Below are 21,393 nucleotides of genomic sequence, written 5' to 3'. Positions count from 1 at the left end.
CCAACTCGATAGATTTGACCGTTTTTGCCAACGTCGTGCGCAAGTCGTTGGTTAACGAGTCAGTCACTCTACTCATCAATCTCTTAGTTAAGAAGGGCCTAACTGATATTGAATGCGAGTAAGGAGCTGGGCACATGTTTTTCAGCTATGAGGGCCAGCATGTCCCTCAAGTCACCTTTCGAATGTTTGCAGAGGTAGGCGGGTACGAGCTTTCGACGGCGGATCTTTTTGATCACAAAACCGTGGTGGCATTTGCAGTGCCGGGAGCTTTTGCCTGCCCACATTCTCCGGTTCAACTGTTAGCCTACAACGAGTTTGCCACGGTTTTTCGAGCGAACGGCGTCGACGAAATTCTTTGCATTTCGGTAAATGATCCGTTCTCGCTAGCGGCTTGGGCCCAAGCAGAAGGAGCCGATCAGGTGCGCTTTATCCCCGATGTAAATGGTGACTTCACCCGCCAAATGGGGATGATGGTAAACCTTTTTGACAAAGGGATGGGATACCGATCTTGGCGCTATTCCATGCTCGTAAAAGATAGCGTGATCGAAAAGATGTTTGTCGAACGAGAGGGCTTTGAGGCGATGCCGATGGTTTCCAATGCTGAGACGATGTTGAACTATATCAATCCAGAAGCTAAGCAGCCGGAGCAGACGGCTGTGCTGATGCAGATGTGGCGAACGATGCTTTCTACCTAAAAAAAGATAGTTACGCAGAGAAGAAACAAACTCACCTAAACCACAATCAGGAAAGGAATTATGACGAGTAGCCAAATGAGATGTCCGTTCCCAATGAGTGGCAAGCTAATGGAAATTTGGCGAGCCATATCATCTGTCCTGGCATCGAGTAGCGCAGAAAAGATCGAGGCCAGTACGCCCCAGCCGACGACATCCGATGCCGTCAGTAGCACCAGCAAATGCCCTGTCTTGTCTGGACCTCGAACTCGGATTGGCACTTCGAACCAAGAGTGGTGGCCGAATGCTTTGAATTTGAACATTCTCCATCAGCACTCAGCCAAGGCCAATCCGATGGGAGAGGACTTTAACTACGCTGAGAATTTCAAAAGTCTTGATTTAGCGGCCGTCAGGGCAGATATCTATGAGCTGATGACCACGTCACAGGACTGGTGGCCCGCCGACTATGGTCACTATGGGCCGCTCTTCATTCGGATGGCGTGGCACAGCGCCGGCACCTATCGGATTGGCGATGGCCGCGGTGGGGCGGGTTCGGGTAGCCAGCGGTTTGAGCCGCTCAACAGCTGGCCCGACAATGCCAACCTTGACAAGGCACGCATGCTGCTTTGGCCAATTAAGCAGAAATACGGCAACAAAATTTCTTGGGCCGACCTGATGATCTTCGCCGGCAACTGCGCCCTGGAATCGATGGGCTTCAAAACGTTGGGCTTTGCGGGCGGGCGCGTGGACGTCTGGGAACCAGAGCTAGACATCTATTGGGGCTCCGAAAAAGCCTGGCTCGGCAATGAGCGTTATGAAGGCGATCGCGTGCTGCTAAACCCCCTCGCTGCCGTTCAGATGGGCCTGATCTACGTCAACCCAGAAGGGCCTGATGGCGAGCCTGACCCGCTGGGCTCAGGGCGTGACATTCGCGAAACCTTTAAGCGGATGGCGATGAACGACGAGGAGACCGTCGCCCTCACTGCGGGTGGCCATACCTTCGGCAAATGCCACGGGGCGGGCGAAACAACCCACGTCGGGCCTGAGCCGGGGGGGGCTACCATCGTCGATCAGGGCCTGGGTTGGAAGAACGCTTTCAACACGGGAGTCGGCGTCGATGCGACCACTAGCGGTATCGAAGGTGCATGGACCCCCACGCCGACGCAGTGGGACAACAGCTACCTCGAAACTCTGTTCAAATATGACTGGGAGCTGACTAAGAGTCCCGCTGGCGCGTGGCAGTGGAAGCCCAAGGGCGATGCTGGCGCGGGTACGGTGCCCGACGCCCACGATCCGTCGAAGCGGCACGCTCCCATGATGACCACCGCAGACATGTCCATGAAGGTGGACCCCACGTATAACCAGATTGCCCAGCGCTACCGCGACAACCCAGACGAGTTCGCAGAGCAGTTTGCCAAGGCCTGGTTTAAGCTGACGCACCGCGATATGGGACCGCGATCGCGCTACCTCGGCCCTGAGGTGCCCCAGGAAGAGTTTCTGTGGCAAGACCCTGTCCCCGCCGTTGATCATGACTTGATTGACGAGCAGGATATCGCCGCGCTCAAAGCTAAAATCCTTGAATCAGGGCTGTCGGTTTCCCAACTGGTTTCTACCGCCTGGGCGTCGGCATCCACGTTCCGCTGCTCTGACATGCGCGGTGGGGCAAACGGGGCCCGCATTCGTTTGGAGCCTCAGAAGAATTGGGAGGTCAACCAGCCCGAGCAATTGGCCACGGTGCTGCAAACCCTGGAGCGCATTCAGCAGGAGTTCAACAACTCACAGTCGGGCGGCAAGCGGGTTTCGATCGCAGACTTGATCGTGCTAGGCGGCTGCGCCGGCATTGAGCAGGCGGCGAAAACCGCCGGTCACGACGTGACGGTGCCCTTCAAGCCAGGACGCACCGATGCTACCCAAGAGAAAACGGATGTAGAATCCTTTGCTCCCCTGGAGCCGACCGCAGACGGGTTCCGTAACTACACGAGCGGTAGGCACAGCGAATCCCTTGAAGAATTGCTGATCGATCGGGCGCAGTTGCTGGGCCTGTCAGCTCCTCAGATGACGGCTCTTGTCGGTGGCCTGCGCGTTTTGGGGGCAAACTTTGGCGGGTATAAGCATGGCGTCTTCACCGATCGCCCTGAAACTCTAACCAACGACTTCTTCGTCAACCTGCTCGACCTGGGGGTGACCTGGAAGGCAACCTCTGAGAATGAGTATGAATTTGAGGGCAGCGATCGCAAGACCGGCCAACAAAAGTGGATCGCTACTCGCGTTGACCTGATCTTTGGCTCAAACTCGCAGCTCCGCGCCCTGGCGGAAGTCTATGGAGCTTTGGACTCGCAGCAGAAGTTTGTGAATGACTTTGTGGCGGCATGGGACCAGGTGATGAACCTCGATCGCTATGATCTGCGCTCAGTCTTAGCGGAAACCTCTACGCGCGGTTTCTAACCCTAGCGTGAGGCTGCGCTAGCTAGAGGTCAGAGGCAGAAATGAGAGCTGCGTTTCAACTCGTCTTGAAGCGCAGCTCTCTCTTTAAGGCTTGACGCCAAAGCTGCCTACAGCCCTGACTCGCGGCTAAAAAAATGATGGGATTGCCGGACTTCAACCCGTTAAGCCACATTCAGAGTAGAGCTAGCATCTCGATAAATTTCACTACTTGCCTTTAAGTGTAACGGGTCAGTTCAGCGGCACGAAGCAGCCCTCGAGACTTCACCGGAACGCTGTGCACTGCAACTAAGTAGTTAGGTACAAATACCGCGTTACTACTCCCTTAATTACTGTAGTAATAGCTCTTCGGAATGATGCAGAAGCTATAAACTTAGCCGAATATACTCTGGTAGAGTAAAATAATAAACCTGCATGACGACAGCCTTGATTACCGGAGCCTCTGCTGGCATTGGTGCAGCATTTGCCCAACAACTAGCAGCACATCAAACCGATCTTGTGCTGGTTGCTCGTTCACAGGACAAATTACAGGAACTTGCTCATTCCCTCAAGCATCAACATCAAATTCAAGTAGACATTATCGTCCAAGACTTGACAGCACCAGACGCGACAGAAATTATCTTTCAAACCGTACAGCAACTTGGACGATCGATCGACCTATTGGTCAACGATGCTGGCATTGGAGATTACGGTGATTTTGCTGAAAGCGATCGCAATTTTCAGCTCAAAACGGTGCAACTCAATATTGCGACAATTGTGGATTTGAGCCATCGCTTTTTGACTGGAATGCGGCAGCGTCGAACTGGAGGAATTATCAATCTGTCTTCGGTGGGTGCGTTTCAGTCTATGCCCTACTTCTCTATCTATGCGGCAACAAAAGCCTTTGTTCTCAGCTTTAGCGAAGCGTTGTGGGCAGAGAATCGCAGCTATGGAGTGCATGTGTTAGCTGTTTGCCCAGGACCAGTTGGCGTCAAGTTTTTTCAAGAAGCAGGGTTTCCATCGACCCTGGTTGATGTGGCTATAAAATTCGACACGCCGATTGAAACTGTTGTACGAGATGCCTTAAAAGCTTTTGAAAAGCGAGAGCCCATCGTGATTCCTGGCAATCCAATCAATCCCATTCTTGCTACGCTACCTAGGTTTGTGCCAAGAGAGTGGATTCCTAGCTTTTGGAAGTTGGTATTGGGATATAATTTCGAAAGATAATAATATTCCCACTTTCCATCTGTGGCTTAATAGAACAAACCAACTCTGATAAAGCAAATGAAACTACACCTTCATTTGCAATATCTAGTGCCTGAATTGTGCCCTAGGCAGGTTGTCGTGATGGACAACGCCAGACTTCAGCAAGATTAAAAAAATCTGGGCTCCGCTAAAACACCATTTTCGCGAGATGCTCAGCGATTTCGATATCCTCTGGAACGCCGTCGATGATGCCTTTAGAAACCTGTCCTAACTATCCCGTGCACTGCAATAGCTAAGCCGCTCATGCATCCGCTCCGAAGAGAAGCCTGCTCATTCGGGTCGGTTTGAGCGCATCGTTGGGCTTCCCCGCAGGGCAAAGCTAATACCTGTACACCTCAGGACTCTTGGCCGTATAAATCTCCCCATACACCATTACCGACTCTTCCCCCGGCAATAGCATTGGACGTGAGCGCCTCCCCAATAGCAGATTCCGCGCCGCCTGATTGAAATTATCACCTTCAAAACAGAACGTATCATGCAGCCCCAGGCTATAGCATTTCCCGGCGGCGTCTATAAATAGTTCTCCGTGCGAGTGGTGGTACTCTGCGATTCCAATGAGTTTCGTTTTAAGCAAATCATTCCACTTCCCCACGGCATCTTCACTGTCCTCGATTAAGCCGAAGATGATGTCGCTCGCTGCACATTCTTCGCCCAAGCCGACACGACCGACCTTCAAGCCACCGAATGTAGATAAGATCATGGCTGCCGGGTGCCCCTCCGGAATTAAACTTTGCGCTTTGTTCGGCAACGCAACGCTGTGCTCTGGGTACCAACCAGCGCTCTGAAAAAAAGGAAGTATGTCATTTGGAATTTCCATCACGCATATTTACTTTTGCTAAATGGTGGCGCTTTCTAGCCCTCCCTCGCTGCCGGGTTTAATTCACACAGAGAGGGGAAGCGTGCATTTTTGTTCGTTACTTTGCATTGCTAGCTCGATGATACGAATGGTGTCTCGCGACTCTTCGGGCTTGACCGCTAACTCAGCGCGTCCGGCGATCGCATCAGCTACGTTTTGATAATAGGCTTGGTAGCTACCCGCCAGCGTTTCCACCTGCCCTTCCACGTGCAGCCCGTCGATTTGCGTGTCGAGCATTCCCCAGCGCTCCTTTGGCTCCTCACCCCAGCCGGGTTCAGCCGGGGTGAGGCCGCGCTTTAGCGCCTCCTCTTGTGGGTCCATGCCATATTTGACGAAGGAGCCTGCCGTGCCGTGCAGAATGAAATGGGGTTCCGGCCCGCGCACCAGCATCCCCCCTTTGAGAATCACCTTCAGCCCGTCGTAGTGCAGTGTCAGATCAAAATTGTCGATAGCCTGGGCAAAATCGCGCTGCACTCTCAGGTCGGCCGTCACCATCTGCGGCAGGCCAAACAAAACCTGCGCCTGATCGATTAGGTGAGAGCCGAGATCGAAGAGGATGCCGCTGCCCTCGCCGGCTTCTTCTCGCCAGGCGTTAGGTCGGGAGAAATTTCTGAAGCGATCGTAATGGGCTTCATATTCAACCAGACGGCCCAGAAGATTGGTGCTCAATAACTGCTTTATGGTCTGAAAGTCGCCGTCCCATCGCCGGTTGTGGTGAACGCTGATCAGCCGGTTTTGCCTGTGCGCTAGATCGATCAACTGCTGGGCCTGAGCCGACGACGTGGTGAATGGCTTTTCGACCACAACGTGCTTGTTGGCAAGTAGGGACTGGCTGGCGAGGTCGAAATGGGAGCGGTTGGGGGTCGCGATCACGACTAGGTCAATCATTTCGTCTTGCAGGAGGGCGGCGGCATCCTGCACCACCTCGACTGATGGGTTGCGATCGAGCGAGGGGTCTTGGTGGCGCGTTACAACTTTCGTTAGCTGTAGGTGAGGAACTGACTGAATAACCGGCACATGGAAGGTGCGAGCCGCCATGCCATAGCCAATCAGCCCGACGCGGATTTCGTTCACCATCTAGCCACCAGAAGTATGTGTCACTGGGTTGCGCTTTACAAAAACGTTCAACGACCCGATGCAACGGCCGCATGAGTACCCGTAGTTCTGCGTCCGTCTGCTGCTATCGGTGGTTAGACCGCGATCCATATTGCAAGTGCTCTTGAATAGCAGCCGCTGCTGTTTGCATAGGGAAATGCCCCTGCTGGAATTTCCAGATCAAGCGAGCGGCACAGCGGATCCCAGCCGTCACTTGCTTCTCATTTTAGTAGTCTGTGTCCTAAAAACTCCGACTGATAACCTCTGCTTTGTCGGTACTAACGAAAGGTTGAGCTGCTTGGCTACTACTATAAAAGCTTTTCCATAAACACATTGCATGAACCATTGTTGTACCTCTCAATTGAGTAGAAGCCTAGTCTTTTGTAGAGTTTGATTGCCTGTAGTTGGCGCTCCTCATCGACGAGGTCTAGCCTCACTTTCTGGTAGCCTGACTGTTTGGCAAAGTCAAAAAGCCTCTGGGCCATTTTCCAGCCCCACCCTTGTCCTCGATACTCTTTGAGAAACCACATGCGCTTAAGTTCGCAAATTTCATCATTAAGTTTTCGGATTGCTCCAGTCCCTACAACTCGCTCGTTGTCTACCAAGACTAAGAACACACCGCTATTGTCAAAATAGTGCGCTCGCACCTGCTCAATGTCAGACATAGGGTCATAGCGCTTCAACTCCTTCTCGGTCATAATATCTTGCCAAACCTCTAGGCAAACCGTCGTGATGACTTGCTTGGCTTGTTCAGCCTGGTGTTGCTGAATGGGTCTGATCTCAACCACTGATCCTGTAAGTGTCAACAACTTTACAGAACTGAACCCGGCAACAGCTTTGTCTTTTTCATGCCATCGAGAGTGGTTAAATGCTAGACGAAAAGGCGCTGCATGTCTGCTCTGACCGAATTGTTGTGCGATCGCCATTGAATATTATCAAGCAGCACTTGCGTTTTGAATAATATCCATCCTCTTATTGTTCACAGTGCGGTAGTACCATCGACGAAACCTCAGTGAGGGTTCATCGGTAGGTACGTGGCATCCTTCATTTGTATTGGGAACTTCACTGGCTTGTGACTCAACCATTATGCGATCGTCGAGAGATGCGGCAAAAAACTGATCAAAATCAAAGTTACTTTGATCGACTCCGGGGTTGGGCAGCGCAACCTGCATAAATCGCATTTGTTGAGCATTGATAGGAATCGCAAACAAATGAGGACGTAGGGGCAGGCCACCTAGATCTAACTTGAGAACAACGTTGTTGGGCTGATGCCAATCAATCTCAACCCCGTAGGGCAAGGTGCTGAGTTGGTTTGTGACGGTCATGCCATCTGCTGTCGTAGTAATGCTAATTTGGGCGATCGCATCCTGGTGGGCTGGGTCATGAAATTCGCTACCAAATGAATCTCGATGGACAAAAGGGATGTGGAGATAGTCTAGCGAGATGTCGATCGCTCTTGTCCAATGGGCGTTCCAAATTTCGTGGTGAATCACGTAGCGATCGTTTGGCTCTAATAGGCTTGAGGGCAACTGTGGCTCTGGCACGTTTTCGGTTCCCGTAAAGACCCACAACATCCCTGCGATCACCCTGGTTGGCAACCTTGTGGCTGATAGCTTTGAGCGTTGAGCTGGGTTAAGCGAGTTAAACGGAACATGGGTACAGGCACCATTTAAGGCAAAACGCCAGCCGTGATAGGGGCATTCAAGGCAACCGTCTTCTGTGACTTGTCCGCGAGAGAGAGGCACACCGCGATGGGGACAACGATCGAGGAAGGCCGCAAACTGCTCGGCTGAATGACGGAATAGAACCAGCGATTCGCCAGCTAACTCAACGGCAAGGGGAGCCGATCCAATCTCAGCAGCGGGCAATACTGGAGTCCAGAAGTTCGGAAACATTTCAAACACAGCCAAAGTAGCTCCTTAAATTCTTGGGCGCTACCCAGCATAGAGGCCTGCTCCTGACAACGTTCTGTCACTGGAAGCCGGATGATTTTATTCGCTCCAGCTGAAACTCTGTGTAAAGGTCAAGACTGATCTCCTGGTCTGGACGTTCAGTATCTAAAGCAAAATCGAGCTGTTGGATGCGATCGACCCGAAAGTCTCTATAGGCTTTTCTAAAGATGCACCAGGTGCCAACGGTCCATTTCTCACCCCAGTAAAATAGCCCTAGCGGGAAAACAACCCGTTGAGACAGTTGCTCATTCAAGCTTAGATACGTAATTTTGACGGCTTGTTGCTGTTGAATGCTTTGATAAAGGTCGTTCCAGTGTCTTAAGCTTTGGTCGTTTAGAATCTCACCTAGCGCCCGAACGGGGGTGCGCGTCGGATCAAAGCTGCTTGGCGGCAGCACGGCGCCGATTTTGCTCAACAGTGTTTTTGCTGCTGCTGCTAAGTCGGTGCCGGTCGATTTTGACAGCATCTCAACACCCAGCATTAAAGCGGCAATCTCGTCTTGAGTTAGCGTTAGGGGTGGCAGCTCGAAGTTTTTATCCAGGGCGTAACCGACTCCAGGTTCGCCATAAATAGGAATGCCACTCAAGGAAAGATCATCGATATAGCGGTAAATCGTACGCACGGAAACACCAATCCGTTCAGCCAGGCGATCTGCTGTAATGGGTTGGTGAGATCTGATGAGATTTACTAATTGAAAAAGACGGTCAGCTTTCCTCATTCTATGCGTTGAATGGTCTTAATCTTTGAGTAGTATAACGTTCAAACCAACTGTGCATTGGGCTTGCAACACGCCATATTATATGCAGGAGATCGTGCGCTTAGGGTTAATTTGTTTGGCAAGAAAACTGTTAAGGAAGTTAGATTACGCTGGCGCTTTTCTCAATTTGAAGAGACTCAGTCCTCGATCGCCTCAATACCAAGCTGCTTAAGCTGCTCAAGGTTATCCGTTTGGGTTACTAAGTCTATCGTTCCAAATCAACAACTGGCACAAACATCGCCATGGCTGCGATCGCAAATACGTCAATTATAGTTAGGGCACCTCGACTCATTTATCTTATTTGCAGAGTATGTGATCTAAATCCCTTGACTCCTCGTGCTTGCTTCTAACAGATTTTGAATTTTTCGAGATTTTCTTTATACATTCGATCACAGGGTTTTGTAATGTTTCTGTTTTCTCAAGGGTTGAAAACGCTGAGTGCCGTCGTGTGTTTAGTGACGCTTTGTCCGGCTGCTGTGGCCGTTCAAATTAGTCAAGCTACTGCCCCAGCAGTAATTCCGACTGAGAGCAGTGCGATCGATTGTGCAACAGAGCTTGCTCTGTTGGAGCAGTCTGCTGTAAATGGACTGGTTGATCAGGCGCGGCAGCATATCAATGATGGTCAGACCGAGGCAGCCGCGATCGCCCTAACTCAAGCGTTTGAAGCGATCGGGCAAGTGGAGAATGTTGCAGCCAAAGTTACGTTGCTTGATCAGATTATCAATAGTTATGAGGCTAGTGCCGATCGCAGCCTGTTGGAGCAACTGGTCAATCAGGCTAATCCAGCGCAGCGGCAGCAGGTTGCCGCCGTTTTGCCGCAGGCGGTGCAGGTCACGCAGAGCTTAAGCAGCGGCTATAGTGTCATAAAAACTCGAACTCTCACCTCGATCGCCCGTTACTACGGCATCTTGGAGCAGCCGCAGCAAGCTCAACCCGTTTTGACTCAGGCCTTGCAAGCCAGCCAGTCGATTCGCGGCGCAGAGTTTCAAACCAAAGCGTTGACTGACATTGCTCAAGTTTATGTAGCGACTCGTCAACTGCAAGCGGCTGTTCCTATCTTGGCGCAGTCGCTTCAGTTTGCTCAAGCTGCCACCTATTCCGATGCCAACCGCAGGGCATGGGCGCTAGAGCCAATCGCTCGACTCTATGCTCAGCTTGGCGAACCCGATCGCGCCCTGCAAGTCGCGCAGCAAATTGAGGATGCTCCTTACTACCAGTCCATCGCTATGATTGCTGTGATCGATGAATACTTGAAGGCTGGACAGCTCAATCAAGGTGGACAACCCAATCAAACTAGACTACTCGATCGCGCTGCTTCGATCGCCTTAGATATACCGGCGGATGACCAGAGAGCGATCATTCTCGGTGCGATCGCTGGTCGGTATGCTGGAGCCAGACAACCTGATCGCGCCGCCGACCTGTTGGGTCAGGCCCTAGAAATTAGCGCTCGCACTCGCACCACCGTTCCCGAACGGGAGCAGGCCGCCGTTGCGACCATAGTGCGATATGCCGCAGCGGGGCAACTTGATGATGCCCTGCGTCTCCTTGGCGATTTTGATGACCCAACGGCGAAAGCAACCGGGTACGGCGCGATCGCCTTGCTCTATGCCGAAGTCGGACAGACCGATCGCGCTCAGGCTACCTTAACTCAGGCAGTGCAAAACACTGCTGCGATCGCAGACATTAGTAGCCGTAACCTGGTCAGACAGCAGTTGATCGATCAGGCGGTGCAGAGCGGACAGTACGATCTGGCGTTGCAGGTGGTGCAGACGGTCGATCTGGCAGAAGAACCAGAACAGACATCCGTATCCTATAGTCGCGCTCAGGATCTTACCCAGCTTGCCAATCAAGCGATCGCCGCTAACCGCTATGATGATGCTCTGAAAATTGCGCAGGCCATTTCACCAACCTATGTTGAGTGGCGCGATCGCCTGTTTTTGCAGATTGCTCGCGGTTTTGCCGAGGCTGGAGATTTTGATCGTGCTCAAGCTATTGCCGAGCAAAATGTTGATCCTGGCTTTCAGGCTCAAGTTTTTGCGGTTGTTGCGGCCCAGGTTCAGCTGGTTGCTCAGCAGATTGATCCGGCGACTGAACTGTTCAATCAATCTGTTCGGCTGGCCAACACAATCGATTCTGCTGCTGCCAAAGCCGAAGTACTCAGGGCGATCGCCGATGAACACTTTAGGGTCAATCAGCCCGAAGCCGCGACGCAACTTTTGAATCAAGCGGTTGAGCTGGTGAAAACGATTGAAGATGAGGAAAGTCGTCTTTCTACGCTACAGGCAATTTCTGCCCAATTTTCCGCTGCCAATCAACATCAAGCCGCGGTTCAGGTGACGGACGCGATTCTTGATGCCCCCGTGCGTCGTGATGCAGCAATCGCTGAGGCGATCGCTGCAGCCATTGAGGGTGAGGATATATCAACTGCACTCGCCACGCTGAGCCGTTTGGATGACCCAGCCACCAAGACAACCCTGCTGCTTAAAATTGCCGATCGCTACATCCAGCTAGGTCAGCGATCGCAAGCGGCAAATTCTTTGGCTCAGGCCTTTCAGATGGCGCGAACCATTCCTGGTGAGGAGTCGCAGACCATTAACGTTCGAGGGGGTGAAAATCCGTTATCCGTTGAAGATGAGCAAGACCGGGGCAGCTTGTTGGCGGCGATCGCGCTGAAATATGCTCAGATTGGCCAGGAGCAGCAGTCGCTGCAAGTCGCTCAAGCGTTGCAAGATTCTGATGGCCGTGATGCCTTGCTTCTGCGACTGCGTTGTTATGGTGCTACGCCAGCCCAGTGAGTGTTGTTAGGCGCCACGCCACATTAGGGCACGCGCGCGTCGGTATTGGCGGACTCAGTTGCCACGCGGCGATAGACCTGGAAGTTACGCGTTCGGCGGCCGGTGGTGTCTGTCTGCTCTTGCACAACCGCTAGCAAGGCTCCGTCTTTGGAGGCGACCCGGCGCGCTGACGCGATCACGACACCACCGGCTAGTGCGGTGCTGTCGAGGGTGTGCGCATCGACCCGCGTCAGCGTGTGCGCGTCGGGTCCGTAGGCGGGGGCGTCGGGCAAGGCGGGAAGCGGGTGTGGTACTCCGTCTGCCTTGCCGCCAAAGGTGACTTCGCGCACTGGGCCATCGGGTTCGGTCTGCCAGCGCACGTGTAGGGTGAGAACGCCGGGCGCTGACTCGGCGATCGTATATTGACCACTCGCTGGCGGTGTGGCGGCTTCGTACAACGACAGTTCGGGCACGAGTTCCCATGTACCGAGATATTGGTCGATGGGCATCACGGTCTCCAATGCGGCAAGTGTGGTGCGCTCTAACTATAAATAACTATTAGATCTGCCAGCTATCTTTTCCGTTAGGTGGTCCCTGGGAGTCGGGTGCGGCGATCGCGCATGGATGGGTAAAGGAATTTATGTGCTTAAGGCAGATTGTTGTATGAGAAAACTATCTAAGGAGTTGGGTTACGCTGGCGCTTCACCCAACCTACAGTAGCTGTTGGACGGATATGGCTTAAAAGACTTAATTAGATTGCCCTACGGGTTTTTATCTACCCTTAGGGGGTGGGTTCGCTAATCTCAAAATTTGACAATCAAGCGTAATGCAGTGGATTTCACACGTCATGGCACGATCGCTGACGCTCTGGTTTATTTGGCTTGGTTTCATCATTTGTGTGCTGTTTTTTGCACCGCCCTTACAGCCCGATACGTTGCAACCTCTGCAATCGCTACTAGGGGGGCAAATCCCTTATATCAATCCAGTAATTTTGTCGCTGTTTAGTCTGGTGGGTATTTGGCTGTTAATTTATAGCTGCCTTATTTTTGCAGATGGAAGAATGCAGGGCTTGCCGGCCTGGATGTTTATGCTGGCTGCGATCGCGTCGGGTGTGATTGCTCTAATTCCATATATGGCATTGCGACAGCCCAATCGATCGTTCTCGGGTGAAAAAGATCCCTGGATTGCGATATTAGATTCACAGATGACTGGCGTGATTTTAACTATCAGCACGATCGTTTTGGTTCTTTACGCGGTCTTGTGGGGCGATTGGGCTGCTTTTGCCCAAGAGTTTACGACGAATCGGTTTATCTATGGAATGACTATTGCGTTTTGTCTGTTCTGTGTGTTGTTTCCTTACCCAACTTTGTTGCAGGATGACATGGCGCGGCGGGGGCTAGAGCGTGATTCTCAGCTATTTCACATAGCAGCATGGATTCCCCTATTTGGACCGCTTGCCTATTTGTGTTTGCGTCCTTCACTGCTGGCGTTTCGGTTTCGCGACTCTGACCAATCGTTGATTTAATCGGTGCGAAGTTGCTGTTGAGGGAATGTATTCTGTCAAATTTGAGATTTCACTTGGGAGAAATCTTTAAATGCCGCTATTGCGTAGAAAGTTGAATATTAGCGTGGCACAAGTTGACAGTAGGCAGGTAAACGTTAAAGCCATGCCAGATACTCGAAAGCGAAAGTTTTCTTTGGTTTGGCTAACACCGTATGCGTGCAGGATTCTGCCAAGTAACAATCCTATGCTGAGAAGATGTAGGATTGCTGGCAGCGTTCCTTGAAGTTCAGCGAATCCGAGTAGGATGAGGCAAAGCGGTACATATTCGGCAAAGTTTGACTGAACACGCATTGCCCGGAGCATGATTGGGTCGTTGTTGTCACCGATACCAATTTTTAGAGAGCGTCTCAAACGTACTATGCGGATACTTACGATAAAGAAGATTATTCCTAAGAGAGCAGCGTACGTTGGAACTATAGTTATGTTGCTTTCCATTGTGTGGTGTAGGTTGAAAGTCAATTAATAGCATCTCAAAACTGTCTATTTGTGTAATTAATGAACAGACAGTTTTTGATTAACTCTGTATTAAGGGTCAGATCTGTTGGATAAGACTCTGTATTCTGCGTCGTCAAATACATTGACAGAATAATAACTCAGGTTTCGTACACAACGGCGTGATTCTTCGCGGTGCAGTTTTGATAGATGCCGTCGTTGTGCATTCAACTAGCCGATGTAGTCGATGTAGGTTGGGTGAAACGCAGTGGAACCCAACACCTTCAACCAAGCTTTTAGCCTCTATTCCATTGAGGCGGAATAGGGGCTGTCAATTGCAGGCGACAGTGATGAAGGAGTAGATGGCTCCTGGGATTTGGGCGCGGGCGATCGCGCACGGATGTTGTGAAGGAATTTTTGCGGTTAGGGCAGGTGGTTGGGCGAGAAAACTATTAGGGGCGTTGGGTTACGCTAGCGCTTCACGCAACTTACAAACTCAACAGAGAACTTTACAATTGGGAGTTTGGTTCATTGTCGATATCTTGAAAGGATAGTAGAATCTGCTTGAAGCCTGTAACGGCTTCCCTTTTTAACATACAAGCAGCTAATAAGAATAGGAATTTCCGATATGGCTTTAGATCAACTTGAGGCATTTTTAAAGAAAATGAAGTCTGACCCTACACTTAAAAATGAGGTGCTCGGGGCATCAACTGCAGATGATGTTGCGCGAATAGCGCTAAAACTTGGTTTTGAATTTTCAGGTGATGAATTACTGAGAATGTCAGGAAAGAACTTTGGTGGAGTCACTGTTGTGAAAACCGTTCTTCCTGGGGAGTATAATTAAATTCTTTTTCAATATCTGATCATACAAGTTAGTTAGTAGGTTGGGAATAAAACTCTGCTGGAATTTTTGGGTTTTATTCGTTAACCCAACCTACAAGAGATCTGCGCTCGCACTCAACGAAATCACTTCAAGAGTAGTTAGTTCATCATTGAGATTCTTCTGCACCCTCCAACATAATTTGGGCGATCGCATCAAAGGTATTGGTCCAGGCTTGCTTGACCTCCGGTGTCCAATCTTCTTTAAGGTATTGCTCAAAAGTTTGCAGCAGGGTGCCGCCAATAGCCGGATAGTGCTCCTCGATTACCCCATAGCCTTTATGTCTGGCTCCTAAATCTCGCAGCATGGGAACCAGCATATCGGGAGCGCGGACATTACTAACTAGCAACACCAGCGCGCTCACCAGTTTTTGCTGCTGCTTCTCCATATCGGTTGTGCTGAACATCGATCGCAATTTGGGGCTGCTTCTAAACAAGTTTTTGTAGAAACTGGCTGAAAACTCAGCTGCATGGGGTTTAATTTTTTCAAAGCTGTTCTCAACCAGCTCAACCTGAGTTGAAGCTTTAGATTGAGCAAGTTTTGGCGGAGAGATGAGTGGTTGCGGCGGTTTCGATGCGGTTAGATGCTGATCTTGGTCTGTCTGAGGTTTGCTTGACGCAGATCCCAAATAAGTTAGAGCTTCAGAGGAGTGAATTTTAATGTTTGCCAGGGTTTCTAGCTCAATGCCTTCTGCTTCAAATGCCTTCCATAGGCTGCGATAAATCTTGTCCCGCAGAGTGTTGATTGCGAAAGGATCATCCGTCCAGAATTTGAGTTTGTAGAACACGCCATCTTGCTTGAAGCCACCAATCTCAACTTTTGCGGTTAGCCCAGTAGAGAGTTTGGAATTTTTACGAACTGCATCCACCAAAATGGTCGTTACGGTGTCTGGCGCGTGGTCATATCCAACTATTACCTCAATTTCAAATCGAGTGATGCGGCTTCTGCGTGTATAGGAGATGAGGCTGGCATTCCAAAACAGTTGGTTAGGAATCACAATTTCTATGTGATCTCTGGTTTTGATGGTTGTCGCACGTAGGTTAATTTCTTCCACCCGTCCCATTTTGCTGTTGAATTCAATCACGTCACCGGGACGCAAACTGCGCTCAAACAGTAGGATGATGCCACTGATAAAGTTGATTACAATATCTTTGAGTCCGAAGCCAATGCCCACCGCTAACCCACCAGAAATGGCGGCGATCGCCGTAGAATCAAGCTTTAATTCGCTAAAGACAACCACCAGCCCTAAGCCGATCAAAAAATAACGCAATAGGATCAGCGAAGCATCGATGGTTGCCTCTTCCACATACAGGCGATCGTGCAACAATCGACGTAAAAATTGCGCCAAACTCGTGACTCCGGCAAACCAGAGATATAGCCCGATTGAGGCAATAAATAAACTGCGTAAGGTGATGGTTGTATTGGCAACTGTGAATAGCTGAATGTCACCCAAAAGGGAAATGTCTTCAAACAATCCCAGAAACTGAAGCACAGCGTAGGTGATAAACAGCGGCAGCAAAAATCGCTGTATCAATGAGGTGTATACCTCTTCCCCAAACGTCAACAATACAATTGCTGCGATCGCTCTATAAGCAATAAACAGCGTGAGCAACGGCAAAACAAACGTTGTAATCAAATTCAGGTTCCAGGGCCCTGAACGGGGAAAAACTAGCACCAGTAGACAGAGCGTTACCCACAGCAGTAACGGAAACAGTAGTGCCTGTGATAGTTCCTCAACGGTTTTGACCCACTGGTAGGACTGGCTACGCAAATACTTGATTAATCGTTGAACCGCTGTATGAAGGTGCTGATTAGGCGATTCAGGCGACGAGCGATCCACCATATTAATACTCCTACTACTGTGCAGAGAATGACCTGTAACCAGATAATTGGGCGACGCAAGGTTTGAAGTTGAATCTGACCGAGCTGAAGCAAGTAATCCGTCCTAGGCGTGATGTTGCCCTGAAGTTGTGCAATGTTGCCCTGAAGTTTATTGATTTCTGCTTCGCTGGGCACTGAAAGTGACTTCTCAATGACTTCGTCACTCACCGGCTGGTTGATTTGATCAATAAATTGACGTGCCCCCTCGGTTGGGGACAGGTCGCCCTGCATAACCTGAGCATAAATCGGATCTCCGTAATGAATCAGGCGATTGGTGCGATATTCTGCTTGAGCAATCGGGATCGGAAAACTATTTTGTACCTGATCAATCAAGCTGCGTTGAATTTCTAACAGCCGTCGATCGACCAACACTTTAGGGTTTGTCGGGACAACAAAGGTGTTCTCAACCGATTGAAATGCCAACTGTTGCTCACGACGGGTGATAAACATTGCAAATTCTAGTGCTAGCCTCTTTTGGTCAGCTCTCGCGTAAGCGTTTACTACCAAGGCATCGGTTTCTAAGACTGGAGCGGCACTGTCTAACTCCCCCGGCAACACAGCAATGCTCAACTGATTACCCAATTTCTTCTGCAATGCTGATATTTCAAATGTCCAGCACGGGAAGTAAGCTACATTTCCTGCTGCAAACAGGTCAAAGAGAACCTCACGCCGACTATCGATATACACATTCGGAGTTTGCTGGGCATTTTTTAGCCACGATAACCACCGACTTAATGGTTGTTCTTCAAGCGTAAAATGGTCAATGGAATTAAAGAGTGCGCCGCTCATCGCGCTAATACCCCAAACGCTACTCAAAAAACCGGCATCAATGGCGATTCCTTTGCCTTGACTGGCTTGATTCAATACTGTATTGAGCGTAGTCGGTGGGTCTGTTGTTTGGGCACGGTTATAGCAGAGCGCCATGATTTCAAACCCAAAGGGCACACCATACAGGTGTTGGTTTTCTGCCCGCAAAGAGACTAATGCTTTGCCATAGAAGTTAGAAGTATCTAGCTGATAGGGTTCTAAATCTTCAATTAGTTCCTGCTCAATCATTGAGGGCAATACGGGATCAGGCACGATCGCCATATCTGGTCCTAACCCCTGAGCCATTCGTTTCTTTAGAAAGGAGAAATAATTGATCAACCCGTGAGTGGTATGGATGATGTCAACATCGGGGTGAACGGCTTGATAGTTTTTGATCAGGATCTCTACATCTTGATCGGCGTAGGGCGACCAGACTGTAAGCGTCTGCCGTCTAGGCATTGTCGCTCCTGCGCCGCACGCGGACAGCAGCAGGGTCAAGGCAATGAGTAAAAAGGCTAAGCTACTTCTAGCAGAGACATAGCTACAGATCGCTTTAATCACAGGTTTTTTCAAGAGGACGTGCGGACAAGAGAATCTTTAAACGGACTTGTCCAGGTTAAAGTTCCTCAACATTATATGGAATAACTATCCCTATCCGATGTCGGAAGTAAGACAGTTAGCATGATTCAAGCAATCTCCAGACCCGTCAGTTTTGATGAGTTAATTGGCTGGTACCAGAGAAATCAAAACATCGCCACAAACTATACGATATGGACATTGGTTTGTCCACTTCACGCTCGCAGGTGACAACAGTAAAGAATTAGGTAACCTCTAGGGTTTGGGCGCGGGCGATCGCGCATGGATAAGTGAAGAAATTTGTACGCTTAGGGTAGGTTGCTGGGTAGAAGACTATCGGGGTAGTTTGGTTACGATAACGCTTCACCCAACCTACAGTACTAATCCACTCCAAGCAATTTGTTGTGTTGTAATACCGTAGATAGCGATACAGTATTACTCCTCATTCTCACTATAAATTTGACGCCAATAATAGGGTTGCACCTCTCGTAACTTTAGAGAATGGTATTGAGTTGGGTCTGCTTTGTCAGGAACACCTACTTCAACGTCTAATCCCCAATACGCTAATCGCTCTTGACAAATACCACAGGGCGTCAGGATGACGAATGGTTCTACTGTCTCTTCCTTAGATACGCAAACTGACGCGCAGATTCGCTCATTCAATCGATGTGCCTCACAAATTGCTCCAGTTTCGTGGCATAAGCAAGCTGCTGCATTGAGAGCATCGACGTAAACACTCGTAAGAATACGTCCTGTTTCTGTGTACATTGCCGCAGCTCCAGACCATCCTTCTGGAAATCGTTTCAGAGCTTGTTGCTTTGCTGCGTTGACTAATTGATCATCGACTTGGTATGGCTTCATTCTTAATCACAATACTCGATTTAGAGAACTCTTCGTCAATTAAGAGATCTGCGATCGCACTGAGATTTGGGCGCGGGCGATCGCGCATGGATAAGTGAAGGAATTTGTGTGTTCAGGGTTAGGCTGTTGGGTTAAGCAAACTATTAGGGGGTGTATGCTAGCGCTTTACCCAACCTACAGGAACTCCAACTACCAAATTAAGAATTGTGTTTAAGACTAAATTGTATTAAGTCTATGTTGTATTTGCAGAAGTAATTCATCTATTAGGTAGTTATCATTCTGCTTAAGAGCAATTTCGATTAAATTTTTTTCACTAAAGCTTGAAAACCTTCCGCTTTTTGACAAAAACCTTGACAGCATTTGAAAAAGTTGTTTTCCTCGAACATTGAGATTATATTCCCTGAAAACATAATCTAATGCGACTTCATCCGGTTCTGAATACTCAATTTTCTTTGAGAAATTTGGACAGATAGTGTTTAAGCCAGGAGGGGATACAACATTAATATGTACAGCCACTCTTAATGTAGGCTTCGAGCACATAGATGTTTCTTGCTTGTATTTATTAACCTCAAAAGCAAACCATTTGCCAATTACTTCCCGCAGTAGCTCATGATCAAGTTTATCTTCTTCATCTATAAAGCCTTCAATGTTTGAACCATGATATACGTCGTTTTCAATACAGTACCCAGAAGTAAAAATAATATCCCTTCGTTCCTCGGGAATGCCGTCGAATCGATATGCATCTTTATCTGCTATAAAAATAATATTTTTTCCTGCAAGTTCCGAGCAGCGGTCGTGAATAGAAAATAGATTAGGCCTGCCTCCACATGGTTGCAATGCAAGAGTAGAACCTAATTTAGATTTTAGATACCTGTATATAAAGAGGTCATCTGTTCCTTCAACTAAAACCGTTGGAATAAATGACCTCTTTAAAGTACTTACTATCTCATCGACCGTAGGCAATGACTTATTCTGCAATGCTATTACCTCTTTCGAAACCTACCATGATTTCCTTGTCCTCATATTGTGTGTAAATAAAAGGAGAATGCGTCGCAATAAAAAATTGATTATTTGTCTTCTGTTCAACCATTACACCAATCAAAATGCGTTGCCAGTCAACATGCAAACTAAGTTCTGGTTCATCTATAAAAAATGGACAATTGCTATATAGTGCGTTATAGCACAGGAAACTAAGCATTTGTTTCTCGCCAGCAGATAGCGAATCAGAACTGATATTTTGTTCAATATCCCCCAAAATAATTCTTGGATTTATTCTGATTCCTTTATGCTTAAATATTGTAACGATAATCTCAGATAAAACAGTTAATGACTTAAATGCATCTTCTCTAACTTGTTCTAACTCGGTTACATCTTGGTTTATTTTATCTAAGGTGGAAACTGCGTCCTTCAAAGCATCTCTTTCAGGAGATTGTGTTGAGCGGTAGTTTTTAATTTCTAAGAAAATGTTTTCAGACAAAACTTTTGAAAATTCATTGACCTTTGTAGTTGCATCATTGTGCTTTCGAACTACAAGCTGTTCGATGTCAACCGTGGATATTGAAGAGACAAATTTATGCTTTTTCACCGAAAGTTTGTTGGCATGATACTCTAAGGCTTCTTGAATATTAGGTCCATAACTGTAGCTACCACTGACAAAAATTTCTTCTGAACCTTTAACGACTCTCCTGGGTCTATAATCTTTTTCTGGCATCATGGAAAATCCACCCTCTATCCTTCTAAAAGTGGGGAAGAAGATGGAGGTGTCAAGTAATTCAACCGTTATTTGATTGGCTTCTTCAACTGCACTTTCGCGGTGAATAGGCTCTTTTTTATCTAACAATATTTCGCCAGAATTTGAATTCAATACAACATGAACAACTCCCTTGCTTTTCGAGCCCGATTTTTCTATTGATAGAACGTATTCGGATGTTGTGATAATTACTCTCTTGAACGGTATTTCTCTTACCGCTCTCTCTATGTTTGCACTTATGCAATACCAGATAAGCTTTAAAATAGTGGTCTTTCCAGAGCCATTTTGACCTGTAATTATATTAATGTCATCGTTGAATGCCAGGCAGATGGAGTTCTCAAAGTCATTTAATCCAATGATTTCAATCTTGCTTATCTTCATGAGAAAACCTTTGAGAAGAATTATTTCTTAAAATCCAGTCAATTAGTGCTAGCAATCCTAGGGTAACAGCAAAACAATATTAATGTTGTTTTAGATTTTGCGGAATACCACTTCTAGTGATAGAAGTTTCAGCCATAAAAATTAAATCTTTAACACACTCAATAGGGTGAAATTTTTTCAGATAAAGTGCTTAAATGGTTGCAGGCTTTTGACTCTTAACTATGGCGGATTTTCTACTTATTGAATCTATCAGAGTGCTTAGCTAGATGTAAATACGTCAAGCTAATACTCTTCATGCCATAGCAGTTGAGGTTAGGAAGCATCAATATAATTATCTCATTGCTGTGAGTTGCGATCGCACAACTCTTTCCCACAAGCCAATCCTTTGTTCTACGGTTGACGGAAAGCGATCGCCCCATTATCCTCTTACATTAAGCCGTTCAGCCAGAGCGGTGACCACGCAGAACTC

General features: G+C 48.5%; 18 protein-coding genes. 6 read left to right on the top strand and 12 right to left on the bottom strand.

From position 1 onward, the window contains the following. Positions 1–134 precede the first annotated feature (134 nt). The 3 genes from H6F75_RS21825 (at position 135) to H6F75_RS21815 (ending at position 4,319) form a co-directional block, all read left to right on the top strand. Complete coding sequence (locus tag H6F75_RS21825) at positions 135–695, top strand: redoxin family protein (RefSeq protein WP_190754550.1); 561 nt, start codon at positions 135–137, stop codon at positions 693–695. A gap of 93 nt (positions 696–788) precedes the next feature. Continuing rightward, complete coding sequence (katG, locus tag H6F75_RS21820; protein WP_199304064.1) at positions 789–3,116, top strand: catalase/peroxidase HPI; 2,328 nt, start codon at positions 789–791, stop codon at positions 3,114–3,116. 411 nt (positions 3,117–3,527) lie between these two features. Beyond that, positions 3,528–4,319, top strand: a complete 792-nt coding sequence (locus H6F75_RS21815) for an SDR family oxidoreductase (protein WP_190754549.1) — start codon at positions 3,528–3,530, stop codon at positions 4,317–4,319. Positions 4,320–4,677: 358 nt separating this feature from the next. Here H6F75_RS21815 and H6F75_RS21810 read toward each other — a convergent pair whose 3' ends face one another. The 5 genes from H6F75_RS21810 to H6F75_RS21785 form a co-directional block, all read right to left on the bottom strand. Next, on the bottom strand, positions 4,678–5,175 hold the full coding sequence (locus tag H6F75_RS21810) for an SUKH-3 domain-containing protein (protein ID WP_190754548.1): 498 nt from the start codon (positions 5,173–5,175) through the stop codon (positions 4,678–4,680). Positions 5,176–5,238: 63 nt separating this feature from the next. Continuing rightward, the gene (locus tag H6F75_RS21805) at positions 5,239–6,291 is read right to left on the bottom strand and encodes an oxidoreductase (protein ID WP_190754547.1); all 1,053 of its coding nucleotides are present in this window, start codon (positions 6,289–6,291) and stop codon (positions 5,239–5,241) included. A gap of 326 nt (positions 6,292–6,617) precedes the next feature. Then, positions 6,618–7,235, bottom strand: coding sequence for a GNAT family N-acetyltransferase (locus tag H6F75_RS21795; protein WP_199304063.1), 618 nt, complete (start codon positions 7,233–7,235; stop codon positions 6,618–6,620). A 9-nt stretch (positions 7,236–7,244) separates the two neighbouring features. Then, a complete protein-coding gene (locus H6F75_RS21790; protein ID WP_347710690.1) occupies positions 7,245–8,213 on the bottom strand; it encodes an aromatic ring-hydroxylating dioxygenase subunit alpha in 969 nt (322 codons plus the stop codon). 67 nt (positions 8,214–8,280) lie between these two features. Next, positions 8,281–8,979: a YafY family protein gene (locus tag H6F75_RS21785; protein ID WP_190754545.1), complete on the bottom strand. Its 699-nt coding sequence runs from the start codon at positions 8,977–8,979 to the stop codon at positions 8,281–8,283. 443 nt (positions 8,980–9,422) lie between these two features. Between H6F75_RS21785 and H6F75_RS21780 the strand changes: the two genes are divergently transcribed. Then, the gene (locus tag H6F75_RS21780) at positions 9,423–11,813 is read left to right on the top strand and encodes a hypothetical protein (protein WP_190754544.1); all 2,391 of its coding nucleotides are present in this window, start codon (positions 9,423–9,425) and stop codon (positions 11,811–11,813) included. 23 nt (positions 11,814–11,836) lie between these two features. On the opposite strand, the gene H6F75_RS21775 is transcribed toward H6F75_RS21780, so the two are convergent. Further along, positions 11,837–12,301 (bottom strand): hypothetical protein, encoded by a 465-nt coding sequence (locus H6F75_RS21775; RefSeq protein WP_190754543.1) that lies wholly within the window; start codon positions 12,299–12,301, stop codon positions 11,837–11,839. 338 nt (positions 12,302–12,639) lie between these two features. On the opposite strand from H6F75_RS21775, the gene H6F75_RS21770 reads away from it, so the two are divergent. Continuing rightward, positions 12,640–13,317, top strand: coding sequence for a hypothetical protein (locus H6F75_RS21770; protein WP_190754542.1), 678 nt, complete (start codon positions 12,640–12,642; stop codon positions 13,315–13,317). Positions 13,318–13,383: 66 nt separating this feature from the next. Here the strand turns inward: H6F75_RS21770 and H6F75_RS28895 are convergent, their stop codons facing one another. Beyond that, a complete protein-coding gene (locus H6F75_RS28895; RefSeq protein ID WP_199304062.1) occupies positions 13,384–13,791 on the bottom strand; it encodes an MAPEG family protein in 408 nt (135 codons plus the stop codon). A gap of 625 nt (positions 13,792–14,416) precedes the next feature. Between H6F75_RS28895 and H6F75_RS21760 the strand changes: the two genes are divergently transcribed. Further along, positions 14,417–14,632, top strand: coding sequence for a Nif11-like leader peptide family natural product precursor (locus H6F75_RS21760; RefSeq protein WP_190754541.1), 216 nt, complete (start codon positions 14,417–14,419; stop codon positions 14,630–14,632). A gap of 145 nt (positions 14,633–14,777) precedes the next feature. Here H6F75_RS21760 and H6F75_RS21755 read toward each other — a convergent pair whose 3' ends face one another. From H6F75_RS21755 to H6F75_RS21735, 5 genes are all read right to left on the bottom strand, one after another. Further along, positions 14,778–16,511 carry a mechanosensitive ion channel domain-containing protein gene (locus H6F75_RS21755; RefSeq protein ID WP_190754540.1) on the bottom strand — a complete coding sequence of 578 codons (1,734 nt, stop codon included), beginning with the start codon at positions 16,509–16,511 and terminating at the stop codon, positions 14,778–14,780. Continuing rightward, positions 16,448–17,917, bottom strand: coding sequence for an ABC transporter substrate-binding protein (locus H6F75_RS21750; RefSeq protein ID WP_190754539.1), 1,470 nt, complete (start codon positions 17,915–17,917; stop codon positions 16,448–16,450). The genes H6F75_RS21755 and H6F75_RS21750 overlap by 64 nt, the downstream gene beginning before the upstream one ends. Positions 17,918–18,367: 450 nt before the next feature. Next, the gene (locus tag H6F75_RS21745; RefSeq protein WP_190754538.1) at positions 18,368–18,793 is read right to left on the bottom strand and encodes a cytidine deaminase; all 426 of its coding nucleotides are present in this window, start codon (positions 18,791–18,793) and stop codon (positions 18,368–18,370) included. A gap of 216 nt (positions 18,794–19,009) precedes the next feature. Continuing rightward, on the bottom strand, positions 19,010–19,756 hold the full coding sequence (locus H6F75_RS21740) for a DUF4435 domain-containing protein (protein WP_190754537.1): 747 nt from the start codon (positions 19,754–19,756) through the stop codon (positions 19,010–19,012). 4 nt (positions 19,757–19,760) lie between these two features. Continuing rightward, a complete protein-coding gene (locus tag H6F75_RS21735; RefSeq protein WP_190754536.1) occupies positions 19,761–20,924 on the bottom strand; it encodes an ATP-binding protein in 1,164 nt (387 codons plus the stop codon). Between the last annotated feature and the right edge of the window lie 469 nt (positions 20,925–21,393).

This window comes from Nodosilinea sp. FACHB-131 (assembly GCF_014695395.1).
GTDB lineage: Bacteria > Cyanobacteriota > Cyanobacteriia > Phormidesmidales > Phormidesmidaceae > Nodosilinea.
This window is presented reverse-complemented; position numbering and strand designations above follow the sequence as displayed.

Coding starts and splice junctions, on each gene's coding strand:
- H6F75_RS21825 (WP_190754550.1), top strand. CDS start 135: ATGTTTTTCAGCTATGAGGGCCAGCATGTCCCTCAAGTCACCTTTCGA.
- katG (WP_199304064.1), top strand. CDS start 789: ATGAGTGGCAAGCTAATGGAAATTTGGCGAGCCATATCATCTGTCCTG.
- H6F75_RS21815 (WP_190754549.1), top strand. CDS start 3,528: ATGACGACAGCCTTGATTACCGGAGCCTCTGCTGGCATTGGTGCAGCA.
- H6F75_RS21810 (WP_190754548.1), bottom strand. CDS start 5,175: ATGGAAATTCCAAATGACATACTTCCTTTTTTTCAGAGCGCTGGTTGG.
- H6F75_RS21805 (WP_190754547.1), bottom strand. CDS start 6,291: ATGGTGAACGAAATCCGCGTCGGGCTGATTGGCTATGGCATGGCGGCT.
- H6F75_RS21795 (WP_199304063.1), bottom strand. CDS start 7,235: ATGGCGATCGCACAACAATTCGGTCAGAGCAGACATGCAGCGCCTTTT.
- H6F75_RS21785 (WP_190754545.1), bottom strand. CDS start 8,979: ATGAGGAAAGCTGACCGTCTTTTTCAATTAGTAAATCTCATCAGATCT.
- H6F75_RS21780 (WP_190754544.1), top strand. CDS start 9,423: ATGTTTCTGTTTTCTCAAGGGTTGAAAACGCTGAGTGCCGTCGTGTGT.
- H6F75_RS21775 (WP_190754543.1), bottom strand. CDS start 12,301: ATGCCCATCGACCAATATCTCGGTACATGGGAACTCGTGCCCGAACTG.
- H6F75_RS21770 (WP_190754542.1), top strand. CDS start 12,640: ATGGCACGATCGCTGACGCTCTGGTTTATTTGGCTTGGTTTCATCATT.
- H6F75_RS28895 (WP_199304062.1), bottom strand. CDS start 13,791: ATGGAAAGCAACATAACTATAGTTCCAACGTACGCTGCTCTCTTAGGA.
- H6F75_RS21760 (WP_190754541.1), top strand. CDS start 14,417: ATGGCTTTAGATCAACTTGAGGCATTTTTAAAGAAAATGAAGTCTGAC.
- H6F75_RS21755 (WP_190754540.1), bottom strand. CDS start 16,511: ATGGTGGATCGCTCGTCGCCTGAATCGCCTAATCAGCACCTTCATACA.
- H6F75_RS21745 (WP_190754538.1), bottom strand. CDS start 18,793: ATGAAGCCATACCAAGTCGATGATCAATTAGTCAACGCAGCAAAGCAA.
- H6F75_RS21735 (WP_190754536.1), bottom strand. CDS start 20,924: ATGAAGATAAGCAAGATTGAAATCATTGGATTAAATGACTTTGAGAAC.